The 13,781-nt window shown below is 46.6% G+C and carries 11 protein-coding genes, 1 rRNA gene and 1 riboswitch; of the genes, 8 read left to right on the top strand and 4 right to left on the bottom strand.

From position 1 onward, the window contains the following. A 23S ribosomal RNA gene (locus AC0YNZ_RS21355) occupies window positions 1–100 on the top strand; the annotation flags it as partial. A gap of 623 nt (window positions 101–723) precedes the next feature. Then, on the top strand, window positions 724–1,053 hold the full coding sequence (locus AC0YNZ_RS21350) for a helix-turn-helix domain-containing protein (protein WP_475828516.1): 330 nt from the start codon (window positions 724–726) through the stop codon (window positions 1,051–1,053). A gap of 14 nt (window positions 1,054–1,067) precedes the next feature. Here the strand turns inward: AC0YNZ_RS21350 and AC0YNZ_RS21345 are convergent, their stop codons facing one another. The 4 genes from AC0YNZ_RS21345 to AC0YNZ_RS21330 form a co-directional block, all read right to left on the bottom strand. Continuing rightward, window positions 1,068–1,223: an anti-repressor SinI family protein gene (locus tag AC0YNZ_RS21345; RefSeq protein ID WP_475828515.1), complete on the bottom strand. Its 156-nt coding sequence runs from the start codon at window positions 1,221–1,223 to the stop codon at window positions 1,068–1,070. A gap of 18 nt (window positions 1,224–1,241) precedes the next feature. Further along, window positions 1,242–1,323, bottom strand: a riboswitch (cyclic di-GMP riboswitch). A gap of 314 nt (window positions 1,324–1,637) precedes the next feature. Beyond that, window positions 1,638–2,435, bottom strand: coding sequence for a VOC family protein (locus tag AC0YNZ_RS21340; protein ID WP_475828514.1), 798 nt, complete (start codon window positions 2,433–2,435; stop codon window positions 1,638–1,640). Between the two features lie 483 nt (window positions 2,436–2,918). Next, window positions 2,919–3,791 (bottom strand): carbohydrate ABC transporter permease, encoded by an 873-nt coding sequence (locus AC0YNZ_RS21335; RefSeq protein ID WP_475828513.1) that lies wholly within the window; start codon window positions 3,789–3,791, stop codon window positions 2,919–2,921. Window positions 3,792–3,810: 19 nt separating this feature from the next. Further along, on the bottom strand, window positions 3,811–4,761 hold the full coding sequence (locus tag AC0YNZ_RS21330; RefSeq protein ID WP_475828512.1) for an ABC transporter permease: 951 nt from the start codon (window positions 4,759–4,761) through the stop codon (window positions 3,811–3,813). A 145-nt stretch (window positions 4,762–4,906) separates the two neighbouring features. On the opposite strand from AC0YNZ_RS21330, the gene AC0YNZ_RS21325 reads away from it, so the two are divergent. The 6 genes from AC0YNZ_RS21325 to AC0YNZ_RS21300 all read left to right on the top strand — a co-directional run bounded on the left by AC0YNZ_RS21325 (window position 4,907) and on the right by AC0YNZ_RS21300 (window position 13,668). Next, window positions 4,907–6,748, top strand: a complete 1,842-nt coding sequence (locus AC0YNZ_RS21325; protein ID WP_475828511.1) for a cache domain-containing sensor histidine kinase — start codon at window positions 4,907–4,909, stop codon at window positions 6,746–6,748. After that, complete coding sequence (locus tag AC0YNZ_RS21320) at window positions 6,723–8,333, top strand: response regulator transcription factor (RefSeq protein ID WP_475828510.1); 1,611 nt, start codon at window positions 6,723–6,725, stop codon at window positions 8,331–8,333. The genes AC0YNZ_RS21325 and AC0YNZ_RS21320 overlap by 26 nt, the downstream gene beginning before the upstream one ends. A gap of 104 nt (window positions 8,334–8,437) precedes the next feature. After that, window positions 8,438–10,117: a type 2 periplasmic-binding domain-containing protein gene (locus AC0YNZ_RS21315; protein ID WP_475828509.1), complete on the top strand. Its 1,680-nt coding sequence runs from the start codon at window positions 8,438–8,440 to the stop codon at window positions 10,115–10,117. Window positions 10,118–10,313: 196 nt separating this feature from the next. Further along, window positions 10,314–11,792: a CoA-acylating methylmalonate-semialdehyde dehydrogenase gene (locus tag AC0YNZ_RS21310; protein ID WP_475828508.1), complete on the top strand. Its 1,479-nt coding sequence runs from the start codon at window positions 10,314–10,316 to the stop codon at window positions 11,790–11,792. 494 nt (window positions 11,793–12,286) lie between these two features. Continuing rightward, complete coding sequence (locus AC0YNZ_RS21305) at window positions 12,287–13,216, top strand: patatin-like phospholipase family protein (RefSeq protein WP_475828507.1); 930 nt, start codon at window positions 12,287–12,289, stop codon at window positions 13,214–13,216. Between the two features lie 65 nt (window positions 13,217–13,281). Further along, window positions 13,282–13,668: a DUF1259 domain-containing protein gene (locus tag AC0YNZ_RS21300; RefSeq protein WP_475828506.1), complete on the top strand. Its 387-nt coding sequence runs from the start codon at window positions 13,282–13,284 to the stop codon at window positions 13,666–13,668. The last annotated feature ends 113 nt before the right edge of the window (window positions 13,669–13,781 follow it).

The raw sequence follows: 13,781 nt of genomic DNA, 5'->3' as shown, positions 1-13,781 counted from the left end.
TATGTAAGACCCCTTGAAGACGACGAGGTTGATAGGTTCGGGGTGGAAGCACAGCAATGTGTGGAGCTGACGAATACTAATCGGTCGAGGGCTTATCCTAAAGACGTTTGCCCGGACCCATACATCCGGCAGACAGCAGCTAAAAGGTTCAGCAAACCTAACTTTCGTATCCAGTTTTCAGGGCGCAATTCACATAAATTGCAGACCACCTATAGGTGGTTTTTTTTGTGTTCATTGTTCAAAGAAAGCATGTTGAATTCCAGAATCGGCAGCATTTGAAAATTAAGTGTTAGACTTACTTATTAAAAATAAAAAAACAGCAGCCTCAGACGTGAAAGTTCTAGAATGCCTCTGATTGCGCAGGATAGTTCAGCAGAAGAGGAAAATTAGAAGATAAAAGCGAATATATAAAATTATAGACAGTAAGGAAGATAGAAAGTCGGTGCTTAAATTGGGTTTGACATATATTTTATACCAATTATTATATTGTTGATCATCATGGTGTTTGTGTTGTTAAGCTTAATCTTGAACTGTTTTGGAAAAATACCACTGTGACACCCTTATTCACTCAGGTCTCTCCGAATTCTATAGCATAGAAATATTCTCTGCCAATTCGAATCATCTACTTATATTGTGTAAACGGTTTCTTGATGTTCGTTTCAAATAAAAAAATCATTATGTTAGAGAGAAGCCAACAATGATGTGAGGACGGAGGGGGTTGCAATGATCGGAGAACGTATTAAGATGCTGCGCAAGAGAAATGGCTTATCACTGACCGAGCTCTCTCAAAGAGCCGGTGTCGCGAAATCTTATTTAAGCTCCATTGAACGAGGGCTTCAACAAAATCCTTCGATTCAGTTTCTCAAAAAGATAAGCGCTGTATTGAAAGTTACAGTCGAAGAATTATTGAATATCGATCAGTCTGAGCAAAAGGTTGAGCATCTTGAACATGAATGGTCCGAATTGGTGAGAGAGGCTGTGGCCTCTGGTGTCAGCAAGGATCAGTTTAAAGAATTTTTGGAATTTAACAAGTGGAAGAGTAAGCGCGAATAACATTTTATTTGTTATTAAACAGCCGTTTCTTGAGTGTCATCCTTATCACTTAGGCACAGAAAAACTTTACGCACGTCTTCTTTCGTAAACCCCATTGATTGCGCGCTTTGTATTAGGGCTACCCATTCCAAATCCAAGTCCTGATTATCCTCTGATTTTACAAGTCCCATAATCTTATGTCCTCCATTCATTTTGGGACGGTTGCACCACTGACTCCTTGCGTTTAAGGTGCCCAGATACTAAACGCATTTCAACGTCTCCCTTTTACTTCTTCATTTGATTTCTATATCTATTATAAATCAGCTCTTTTACGCATGTTATCGCTTCATGTCTCACAAAAATGATAGATTATTTCATTTTTTGTCGAATTGATTGTAAAGGACACATAATGCTTATTTACTTGTCTCACTAATTCGCTTGACTTGGGATATTTCTTTAACTTTCCTGCCCTTTGAACAAACATGAGGAAAATGAACGAATTAATCAAATCACTTTTTCTACCTTAATTTGACCAGAAAATAATGTCCTAGACTCCTGCTGTTTTATTAACTATAGTTCTCCGTTAATTAAGTTACTACCTAAGTTTACAATCTCGAATATGGTAAATTTAATAGACTAGGCACCTCTTCAGGGAAGTTTGTAATACATAAACCAAAACTATACTCATTTATTTTAAAATGAAGTTCACCGTCGCCGTTACTTTCGTAAATAATTTCTTCTTTCTGTAAGCAAGTTTTGACTTCATCAATGAAAATGGAATTTGTTACTCCGAAACTTACGTTCATCGTTGGCGGTAAAGCAGACATTGAAATAGGAATCCATTTTCTTTCCTTCGAAGGAATAACTGTATGTGCTGTTCCCCCAATTGCGAAAGTAAAGTTTTCAGATACCTTATCAAGTTTGAGGTTGAGGATCCTAACTAACAATTCTCTGAAACGAATTACACTATCTACTGGAAATCCAATTTCTCTAAGATAAAGAATTTTTAACGGACCGCTAGGAGGTAAAATACTTTCCTTTACATAATTATGAGTAATGATTTCCAGTAAATTCCCGTCTCCGTCTCGAAAATATACATTTTTTCCTGTCTCAAAATCGTCCACAATTCTGCCATCTGTCCACTTTAGAAGTGAAATGGTTTCCTTTTCGATCCACTTTACTACATTTCCAAATTCTGAATAAGGAACCTCGAAGGCAAAATGCGCTGGAGCTATTGGCTCTGCCGTTTCCTTGAATGCTAAGGTAAAGTATTTTGTCGGTAGAAAACGTATTTCGTTATCTGATTCATAAATAATCGGGAAGCGTAACAGATCATGGTAAAATTGCTTAACACCTTGTACGGAAACCGTATTTAACTGTAGTCGAGCAAAATGAGTAATCATTTTTTTCACACCTTTGCTTTTTATGGTTCATTTTACCATGTCTGAGATATCCGATGGGTTGCCCGACTGATGAATCTCATAAATCGATGATTCATCCCGAAATCCGGGAAAGCATCATTATGCCGGACGTCAAAATCGGAAGCAATGTCCAAATCTATAAAGCTATTCTTGGTGAGAGAAGTGTGATAGAAGACGAGGGAAACCGAATGGAGAAATTACCGCGATCGGAAAGGAAGAATTCATTTCAGCCGACTCTTCAGCTGTTCTTGACATCATTATTGCTTAAATGGGTTGGTGAAAAAAGCTTATCCACTAAAAAAGCTGGAACATGAGAGAATCATGTTCCAGCTCAGGCTGTCGAGAAATCTCGACAGCCATTTTTCCGTCCATTGTTACGCCTGGCAATGTTCATGATGCAATGCCTAATGTGGAACGACTTTATATATTTTATACTGCTTACAGTGCAGTATCTCATGTACGATATCATTCCTTAACGGCACCGATCACAATCCCTTTAACAAAGTACCGCTGCAGGAAGGGGTAGACCGCTAGAATAGGCAAGGCGCCGATAAAAATTTGCGAGGCGCGAATCGTACGCTGCGAGAGATTGGCAACAACCGCCGGGTCCAGCTTCGTCATATCGGCTTGCACGATGATCGTCTGCATGAAGCTTGCGAGCGGAAGCTTCTCCGCATCCTTCATGTAGATGATACCGTCGAAATAGGAATTCCAATGTCCGACCATGATAAACAAAGACACCGTCGCAATAGCGGGCAAGGAGATCGGCAAGTAAATCATGAAGAAGGTTCGAAGCTGGCCGGCTCCGTCGATAAAGGCCGCTTCTTCGAGATCCTTTGGAACGGTACGGAAAAAATTAAGCAGCAAAATAATGTTATAGACCGCCACCATTCCCGGCAGGATGAGCGACATTAACGTATTCATCAGACCAAGCTTCAGGATGAGGAGATAGCTTGGAATCAGGCCGCCGCTGAACAGCATCGTAACGACAAAATACCAAAGATAAATATTGCGCGCGCGGAAGACACGGGCCTCCTTGGACAGCGCATAGGCGGCAATCGTGTTAACGAGCATAGCGAGCGCGGTGCCAAGGATGGTCCGCTGTACCGATACCCATAAGGATGACAGAAAATTGACGTTGTCGAACGTTTTGGCATAGGCTTCAAAGGTAAAGCCGATCGGCCAGAAGGTGACGAGTCCAGCGTTGGCGGGAGCGGAGGAGCTCAAGGATACCATTAGCAGATGGAACAAAGGCAGCAGGCAGAGAACGGAAAGAACGGCTAAGAACACATTGTTGAATATGCTGAAAATGCGGTAAGGCAGCGTTTTGTGGTGCATAGGTTGTCACCCACCCTTTCTAGAAGATCCGGTAGCCGGCGAATTTATAGGCGAGCCGATAAGAGATTACGATTAAGATTAAGCTGATCATCGATTTGAATAGGCTGACAGCCGTAGCGAAGCTGAACTGGCCGCTAAGAAGACCTTCCCGGTAGACAAAGGTGTCAATAATATCCCCCTGTTGATAGATCAAAGGACTATAAAGGTTGAACACCTGATCGAAGTTTGCGTTCAGCACGTTGCCGAGCGCCAAGGTTGCCACGACAATAGCAATCGGAATGAGAGAAGGGATCGTAATATGTGTCGTTTGCTTGAAGCGGCCCGCCCCGTCCACCTCGGCGGCTTCGTACAGCGCCGGATTAATACCGGAAAGCGCTGCAAGAAAGATAATTGTATTAAATCCGAATTCCTTCCAAACATCGCTAAACACAATGGTGAACCGGAACCAGCTGCCGTCGCCCAGAAAGAAAATCGGCTTTATGCCGAGCACATGACTAATAAATTGATTGATGAGACCGGTCTGGGCAAGCATATCGATCAAGATCCCCGCAAGCGTGACCCAGGAAAGAAAGTGCGGCAGATAGACAAGCGTTTGAATGGATCTTTTGAACCCCATATTTCTTACCTCATTCAGCAGCAAGGCGAAGAAGAACGGAACGAGCAGGTTCATCACGATTTTGGAGCAAGCGAAGAATAGGGTATTCCATGTAATTTGCAAAAAATATTCATTTTCAAACATATAGCGAAAATGCTTCAAACCGACCCATGGAGAACCTGTTATGCCAAGCGCGGCCTTATAATCTTGAAACGCCATAAGGATACCCGACATCGGAATATAAGAGAAAATGAAAACCGAAATAACCGCCGGCAGCACCATGAAATGCAGCATCCAAGGCTGTTTGTAGCTGTCTTTCCGCTTCACTCGCTGCGAACTCCCCAAAGCCGCTTGCTTTACCGTATTTGCTTCCATAGCTCTCCCCCGTTTCTGTAAAATTGGTTTGTGTATATTGAGAAACCCTGCTATATATAGTAACAAGCATTTCTCTGGCTGGACTATATGACAATGTTAGGATAGATATGGTTTTGTTAGGGGATATCGTCTGGAGGAATAAGTGATGGAGATGAGCAGCGGCCTTGCATTTGTCAAAAGAAGGATGGGCGCCCGGTTTAGTTTGTTTGCCAAAATGAACGGTTTGATCATTATTTTGTTTATACCGATTATCTTGATGTATGCGTATTCAAACGACGTTGCCTTTAACGTAGTCAGCAAAGAGCTTCAGACGTCGAACACGAAGCAGTTGTCGTTTTTGTCCAGCCAAATCGATTCGCGGATTAATCAGATGATGGATTTCTCTCTTACCTTTTCGAGAGATCCGAATGTGCAGAAATTCAACGGCTTAACGATCTGGGAGGACCGTTATGACCGGATGCAGACCAGGTTTGTCGTTCAGGAGAAGATGGTGCTGCAGTCCGGCGTTATCAATATATGGCCCGTCCGATACACCGTATATTCGCAGCAGAACAAAGAGCTGATCTCCAATTACAATCATCCGGCCAAGTACGATGAGGAATATTTAAAGAGAAATATGAGCGGCAAATGGACCTATGGCAACGGCGAAGAAGCATCTCCGGAAGAGCCGAAAGCCTTTTACTGGTTTTATACCGATTCCTTCGGTCAGCAGGGTACGCTGAGCGGAAGTAATCTAGTAATCGAAGCCAGCTTTAGCTATGAAAATATTCAAAACATGCTGGACACGTATAAGGCTGGCGGTCAGGGAGATCCGATTTTTTACCACAAAGGGGAAGCGCCAATAATGAACCGCACCGCGGCCAAGCCGCTTTCGAGCGCATTGATTCAATATTTGGACAAGCAGCCGCTGGAAGATACGACTCAGCAGGTGGTTAGGCTGGATGGCGAAAATTATTTGGTCAGCTCGGTTAAATCGTCGTATTTGGATTGGCATTTGGTTGACGTTGTTCCGCTCGAACAAATATTGGGACCGATATCGTTCAGCCGCAATCTGTTTTATTTATCGATGGTGCTGCTTTTTGCGGTTGGCATTTCGGCCTCGATTCTACTCTACCGGAACGTGCAGCGTCCGATCAGGCAGTTGATCAAAGGGCTGCAGAGCGTGCAGCGGGGAGATTATTCGGTTCGAATAAGCTCTAACGTCCGTAATGAGTTTTCGTTTCTGTTCTACCGGTTTAATGACATGTCGCGCCAAATTCAAGACCTGATCGAAAATGTGCTGAATGAGAAGCTCAGATCAAGGGAAGCGACTCTGAAGCAGTTACAAGCCCAGATCAATCCGCACTTTCTCTATAACTGCCTCGGCTATATTATTAATATGGCCCAGATGAAGGAAGAGGAAGCGGTTGTGTCAATGGCCTATAATTTAAGCGCTTACTACCGGTATACAACCCGGATGGAGCGGCAAACGGCGGCGCTGGACGAAGAAATCCGGCTGCTTGTCAACTATCTGGACATTCAGAAGCTGCGTAACGGAAGAATCGATTATACGATCGAAATTCCCGAAGAAATGCTGGCCCAGCGCGTGCCGCCCTTGATGATCCAGCCGATCGTGGAAAATGCCGTTATTCACGGTGTAGGGAAGTCTTATACATCGGGTGAAATCCGGATCAGCGGTGAGATATCAGACGGGTATTGCAGCATTTATATCGATGACGACGGCCCCGGGCTGGAGCAGGGCGAGTATGAAGCGTTAAACCTTAAAATGCGGGAGCAGCTGCAGGAGGAGATGGGCTGCGGTCTTTGGAATACGAATCAGCGGATTATTCATCAATTTGGAGATAAATCCTCGCTATGCTTCAAGAAATCGCCGCTCGGAGGATTCCGGACTGAAATCATTTGGGAGATTGCATCCGGAGAAGAGCAGCGGCCTCATTCTATTTTACAAGGAGATACACAACATGCAGATGATTATCGTAGACGATGAAGCGCACTGGGTAGAAAATCTATCCATGCACAAGCCTTGGCATACGCTGGGCATTGAGCAGGTTCATAAAGCCTATTCCGCAAATGAGGCGCTTCAAATCATCGAAACGAATCCTATCGACATTGTCATATCGGATATTGTTATGCCCGAAATGACGGGGCTTGAGCTCATAGAGAAAATACGAAAGCGCGATAAGCGGATTAAATGCATTATTTTATCCGGACATTCCGATTTTGAATTTGCCAAAAAAGCGGTTCAGCATCAAACGGTCGATTATTTGCTTAAGCCGCCGGCGGACAACGAGCTGCTGGGAGCGGTTAAGGCTGCGATCGGCCAATTGAATGCGGAGTGGGCCACGATCAGCTCACTGGAGCGGACGGAGTTTACGCTGCGGGAGAACCTGCCGCTGCTCCGCGGCCAGCTGCTGCTGGATACGCTAAAGGGCAGCCGGATGCCGGCAGACGAATGGACCCGGAAGCTGGAGAGCTACGGGCTGCCCTTCAGCCGCGGGGAATGCGCTCTGCTGCTCGTCCGGATGGAGGAAGAGTTCGGACAGTATACAACGAACGGACAGCAGCTGATGGAGTATGCGATTATGAACATGGCCGAAGAAATATTCGGTGAGTTTACCGAGGTATGGGGGGTCAAGGAGGAGCACGGCTATCTGGCGTTCCTGCTTCAGCTGGGGACAAACAGCTTAGATATCGGGAAAGAGAAAATACTGGAGAAGCTGGCTATTCAGCTTCAGCATAAAGTCAAACAATTTTTGAAAGGGTCCTTATCCATTGTCCTGTCGGAATGGTTCCGGTTTCCCGAGCAACTGCCGGAGCACTACCGCAAATCCTACGCCTGTTTCCGGCAAATTGTCGGGGACGAGCGGGAGTTCGTCATGCGGGTCGGCGACCTCGAACGGGGCCATTCGCAGGGGCCTTTGGACGCGCTCTATATGCCGCCTTCGCTCATTAGCCTGCTGGAAGCCGGACGCTGGGACGCGGCGGAGGATAAGCTGGCGGCCGTGTGCGCGGAGCTGGATGAGAGATGGTCCGATTCATGGGAGCACTGCATGGAGGCCGGTTTTTTAATCGCTTCTTCATTCACGCAGCTTGCACACCGGAATGGCCATATGCTGGCCAAACTGCTTGGAGCAGATATGGAGCTTCTGCAAAGCGGAGAGGCGTTCACGTCCATTAACAAGCTCCGCAGGTGGTCGCTTAGCGTGCTTGCCAAGCTGAAAGAGGGCACTTCGGATGAAATCAAAGACATACGTTCTTCGTATGTGAAGAAGCTTCAAGATTTCGTAGAGGAAAATTTGCACCTGGATGTTTCCCTGCGCGCGCTGGCCGACCATGTGAACCTGCATCCGACCCATTTGTCCAAAATTTATAAGATTGAAACCGGCGAAGGGATTAGCGATTATGTGTCACGGCTGCGAATGGAGCGCGCCTGCCATAAGCTTAAAACGACGGGCAAAAAGGTATATGAAATCAGCATGGAAATCGGCTATTTGGACCCGGCTTATTTCATCAAAGTGTTTAAACGCCAGTATGGGGTAACGCCGCAGGAATACAGAGACGGCAATCAATAGCCTAACAGAGTCCTATGAAAACTAACAATGTCATATAGATCCCCTCCCGGGCAAGTTGGTAAAGTTACACATGTAAGGATCTTACACCGTAGGGGGAAATGAAAATGGATAAATTCAGAAAAGCATGGCTGCTGCTCGTCGTGATGGCTCTCGTCGTCGTTACGGCCTGCAGCGGAAAAACCGGCGAGAGCGGACAGAACGGAAATACCGAGGAAACCGGCTCGAACGTCGTTAGTACAGTCAATGATGGATTTGCTAACGGCAAATATGATCCGCCGATTGAAATTAGCACGGTATTAATGCCGAAGAAGTATGTGAAAGGCGACACGAAGGAAAATAACGTCCACGACCGTTGGATGCTGGAGACGCTTGGCATTAAGCACAAGGATACCTGGTATCCGGCTAATGATGATCAATACAGACAAAAGCTTCAGCTTGCTATTTCTTCTGGCGAGAAAATGCCTGACTTCGTACCGGTACCGACCAACGCCGTATTGACCAACCAGCTCATCGATTCCGGCCAGTTTATTGCAATCGACGAGCTGTTTGAGAAGTATGCCAACAAAATTTGGAAGGACCATGCCGCCGCGCACCCGGAGCTTTGGTATCCGTTCACAAGGGACGGCAAGAAGTATAACCTGCCGATCCTTGAATATACAGACAATGACGATACGGAGCTTTGGTTCCGGGAAGATTGGATGGAGAAGCTGAATCTTCAGGCTCCCAAGACGATTGCTGAGTTAGAAATGATTATGGATAAGTTCAAAAACGAGAATCCGGACGGCCTGGCGCCGAAGGATGTTTTCCCGCTTGCGATTTCGCTCAAAAATAATACGAACACCTGGATGGGCTCGCTCGATTGGCTGTTCGGGGCATACGGCACGATTCAGGAGCAATGGAATAAGGATGCGGACGGCAATCTGGAATACGGCTCCGTTAATCCGGGAGCGAAGGCGGCGCTCGCGAAGCTGAAGGAATGGATGGACAAAGGCTATATCCATACGGATTCCGCTTTGTGGGATGAGGGCAAATCGGCAGAGAGCTGGACCAAAGGGACCGCCGGCATTTTGCCTGGGGCAAACTGGGTGCCGGACTGGCCGGCTCCGGATTTATTGAAAAACGTGCCGGGCTCCAAAATTAAAGCCTATCCCGTTCCGGCGGGCCCGGACGGGCTGATCGGAACCAAATGGCAAAACTCCGGCGTGAACAGCAGTATTATGGTCAATAAGGATGCCAAGCATCCGGAAGCGATTATCCTGTATTACAACTACCTGTTGGAAAATTTGGCTAATCCGCCTGTCGGCGGCGAGTTCGAATTCGGCTTTGCGAAAGGCTATGACTGGGATATCATAGAGGGGAAACCAACGAGCGATAAAGACAAAATTGCGGACTTCTCTAATGAATTTCCTTTCTTGACCGGCCCGGCGCGCATACCTGATCTTTATATGAAAACGCTGGTTAAGCTGGCGGACGGCCATGCGCCGGAAACCCCTTACGAGAAGCAGATCGCAGAATTCCGCAAACCGGAAAACTGGCAGGCTGCGAAAGTTATCATGTCGCAAATGGACATTCGCAAGCAGAACTATTTTACCGGTGCGGCAACGCCGACGATGATTTCGAAATGGAATCTTCTGCGCCAGTCTGAGATGGAAACCTTCAACAAAATTATTTACGGCAAGCTGCCGATTGATGCCTTTGACGAATTTGTAGCAAGCTGGAAATCTAACGGCGGAGAACAGATCACGAAGGAAGTTAACGAGTGGTATAAGTCCGTAACGGAATAATAAAAACAGCGAAGCCCGTGGAGCTCTATGCATCCGCGGGCTTCGTGCTGTCATATAAGATCTGACTTTACATAGTGTAACTACATATAGAGCCAACATTCACCATAATGTATGATGAAATGAAACGGTATTCAAGCTAACATTGGATTATCTATATGCAGCTTTCAAAAAACATGGCCGGAGGCGGGGATCGCATATGACGGAGGAGCAAGTTGAACCCATTACGAAAGAACCGATTCTTTTGCAAAACTATATTGGCGGTCAATGGATTGATTCATCCTCCGGAAAACAAGAGGCCGCTATAAATCCGGCGACGGAGGAAGTACTCGCTTATGTGCCGCTTTCGGGCCGGGACGATTTGGATCATGCGGTAGCGGCGGCGCAGGAAGCTTTTCAAATATGGGGAAAAACGCCGGTGCCGAGAAGAGCCCGCACGCTCTTTAAATACCAGCAGCTGCTGGTTGAGCATTGGGAGGAACTAGCCCGGCTGATTACGACGGAGAACGGAAAAAGCTATGAGGAGGCTTACGGGGAAGTACAGCGGGGCATCGAATGCGTCGAGTTTGCCGCCGGCGCGCCCACTCTGATGATGGGTAAGCAGCTTCCGGATATTGCCTCGAATATTGAGTCCGGCATGTACCGTTATCCGATCGGCGTTGTGGGAGGCATCTCGCCGTTCAACTTTCCGATGATGGTGTCCTGCTGGATGTTTCCGTTGGCTATCGCATGCGGCAATACCTTCGTTTTGAAGCCTTCGGAGCGCGCTCCGCTTTTGGCGTGCAAATTGGCGGAACTGTTCACTGAAGCGGGCTTGCCGGCAGGTGTATTAAACATCGTCCACGGCGCTCATGAGGTGGTAAACGGCTTGCTGGAGCATCCGGATGTGAAAGCGATATCGTTTGTCGGTTCTCAGCCGGTAGCGGAATATGTGTATAAAACGGCCGCTTCTCACGGCAAACGCGTACAAGCGCTGGGCGGCGCCAAAAATCATTCCATCGTCATGCCGGATGCGGATTTGAGTCTGGCTGTCCAACAGATCATCACCGCGGCATTCGGATCGGCAGGAGAAAGATGTATGGCCGCCGCCGTCGTTGTTGCAGTAGGTGACGTTGCCGATACTTTGATTGAGGAGCTTAAGAAAGCGGCAGACGGGCTGAGCATCGGCAATGGTCTGACGCCAGGTGTTTTCCTGGGTCCGGTCATTCGCGAGTCTCATAAACAGAGAACGGTCCACTATATTGAAACCGGAGAAGCCGAAGGGGCGCTGCTGGTACGGGATGGACGCAACGATGCCGTTTGCGGTGAGAAAGGCTATTTTCTAGGTCCTACACTGTTTGACCGGGTAACAACAGATATGACCATTTGGAAAGACGAAATTTTCGCTCCGGTCCTCTCCATTGCCCGCGTCGGCACCCTTAAAGAAGCGGTTGAAATGACCAACAAGTCAGCGTTTGCAAACGGAGCTTGTATTTACACCCAAAGCGGCAGCCATGTCCGTTATTTCCGGGAAAATATTGAGTCCGGCATGCTCGGAGTCAATCTGGGTGTCCCTGCACCGATGGCATTCTTTCCCTTCTCGGGCTGGAAAAACTCATTTTATGGGGATCTTCATGCGAACGGCTCTGACGGCGTTGAATTTTATACCCGAAAAAAGATGGTAACAGCCCGGTGGTAGATGTTAAAGCCGGCTGATGCGAGAAGCACGATACAATTTTAAAGCGCCTCATCCGCTGCGGATGAGGTCCTTTTTTTGACTTGCTTTCATAGCAAACGACAAGCGAACGATGAACGATACTATTTTCGAATATTTTTTTGGGAAATAAAATTTCGTTTATCAGTATTAGTTCGATTTCTCAAAACTAAATCGCGATCGGGGAGAGAATACGGCGGATTAGCTCTATTTTACAAACGTAATCGGTCCTTTTTAGAAGCCGCTCTCTCAAAACGCTGTTTAATTAGGCAAGATCAAACTAAATCGCCGTTATGGGATAATGATCTGCAATTAGTCTCATAAAATCGAATTAAACTGGCGGGAGGTGAACGGTGATTCGGCCAGCATTAATCTCCATACACATTAATCTCCATACATGATTTTATTGAATAGTTATATGTATATATAAACCCGTTGAACGTTCGTTTAGCTCCTGAAGGGCCGGAAGGAGGACGTCTATGAAAGCGGATGCCGTGTTCGAAGGCGGAGGCGTAAGGGGTATTGCCTTTATTGGCGCTATTCAAGTGATGGAGGAAAAGGGATACGAATGGGAACGTATAGCCGGAACATCTGCCGGTGCAGTCGTGGCTGCGCTTCTGGCCTGCGGGTATAGTGCCCGCGAATTAATAGAAATTATGAATACGCTCGATTACTCCCGGTTACTCGGCAAAACATGGGTTCATTATTTACCCTTTGTCGGTAAAGCGCTTCCGCTTCTTTTCCGGTCAGGCATTTACTTAAACACACCGCTCGAAGACAAGTTAACGTACTGGCTGAAGCAAAAAGGCGTATCTACCTTCGGCGATTTGCCGGACGGAAAGCTGAAAATTATCGCATCCGATATCAGCAGCGGAAAAATGCTGGTTTTGCCGGACGACCTGGTACGCTATGATATTTCACCATCCGAATTCTCGATTGCCGCCGCGGTTAGGATGAGCACAACGCTTCCCTACTTTTTTCAACCGTACCGGTTGCAAGCGAAAACAAGAAGAAAACCGTTTTATATTCTCGATGGGGGGCTTCTCAGTAATTATCCCATCTGGCTGTTTGATGTAGAGGGAATTCCGAAGTGGCCTACTTTTGGATTCCGGTTATTAGGAGGAAATACGGAAACCCCGTTTTATGATATTTACGGTCCCTTCTCGATGTTTCGCGCCATGTTCCAGACTATGCTTAGAGCGCATGATCAACGGCATGTAGACAAACACGCCAGAAAAAGGACTGTTTTTATCCCAACGGGCAGGGTCACGACCACTCAGTTTTCTCTAAACGCAGAAGACCGGGATATGCTGTTTCAGTCCGGGCAGCACACAGCCCGTAAATTTCTGGCAGGCTGGGACTTTGAGAAATACGTTAAGGAGTTCCGGATCTCTCACGAACCCATGTAGGCGATAATACGTTTCAACCCTGTTCTTATGCTCATACCTTAATGGAACAGGGGAGGAATGAAAGTATGGCCAATAACGGATCGTTATGTGATCGTTTCTCAACTATTATCGGGGGCCAAGCCGGCTTCGCTGGCGGAAAGTGCGTATCAACAATAAGCCGGGATCAGATCAGAGCAACTATCCTCGGGAAAAGATTTAGAGCAACGTCTTCGTTTTCATTCGAATCCTTGAATAATAGAACGGGCAAAGCGCTTTGTGCAGGCAGAGCCGTATTTTTACAAAAAGAAGTAAATACATTTATTTCGGCCATTCGCAAACAAGGAATAAAAGTGACGTCTGTACGAAATGAATGGCTGTTCGAGCAGCCGCGTTTGATTTATATTAACATCGAAGCCGTTGAACATCCGCTCTGTTTCGCGAGAAAAGTGAGGAAAGCGCTTGATGCTATTTAATTAAAGTTGAATTTCGTTTTTGGGAGCCGTGTGCTTGCACGCGGCTCTTTTTTTATTCCATTAGCGAAATAACGAGATTATGTAAACTGCAAAACGCCAATGAGTGCACAAAC

Source organism: Paenibacillus sp. J2L1-98 (assembly GCF_056269405.1).
This window is presented reverse-complemented; position numbering and strand designations above follow the sequence as displayed.

Coding starts and splice junctions, on each gene's coding strand:
- AC0YNZ_RS21335 (WP_475828513.1), bottom strand. CDS start 3,791: ATGCACCACAAAACGCTGCCTTACCGCATTTTCAGCATATTCAACAAT.
- AC0YNZ_RS21345 (WP_475828515.1), bottom strand. CDS start 1,223: ATGGGACTTGTAAAATCAGAGGATAATCAGGACTTGGATTTGGAATGG.
- AC0YNZ_RS21320 (WP_475828510.1), top strand. CDS start 6,723: ATGCAGATGATTATCGTAGACGATGAAGCGCACTGGGTAGAAAATCTA.
- AC0YNZ_RS21315 (WP_475828509.1), top strand. CDS start 8,438: ATGGATAAATTCAGAAAAGCATGGCTGCTGCTCGTCGTGATGGCTCTC.
- AC0YNZ_RS21340 (WP_475828514.1), bottom strand. CDS start 2,435: ATGATTACTCATTTTGCTCGACTACAGTTAAATACGGTTTCCGTACAA.
- AC0YNZ_RS21305 (WP_475828507.1), top strand. CDS start 12,287: ATGAAAGCGGATGCCGTGTTCGAAGGCGGAGGCGTAAGGGGTATTGCC.
- AC0YNZ_RS21300 (WP_475828506.1), top strand. CDS start 13,282: ATGGCCAATAACGGATCGTTATGTGATCGTTTCTCAACTATTATCGGG.
- AC0YNZ_RS21330 (WP_475828512.1), bottom strand. CDS start 4,761: ATGGAAGCAAATACGGTAAAGCAAGCGGCTTTGGGGAGTTCGCAGCGA.
- AC0YNZ_RS21310 (WP_475828508.1), top strand. CDS start 10,314: ATGACGGAGGAGCAAGTTGAACCCATTACGAAAGAACCGATTCTTTTG.
- AC0YNZ_RS21325 (WP_475828511.1), top strand. CDS start 4,907: ATGGAGATGAGCAGCGGCCTTGCATTTGTCAAAAGAAGGATGGGCGCC.
- AC0YNZ_RS21350 (WP_475828516.1), top strand. CDS start 724: ATGATCGGAGAACGTATTAAGATGCTGCGCAAGAGAAATGGCTTATCA.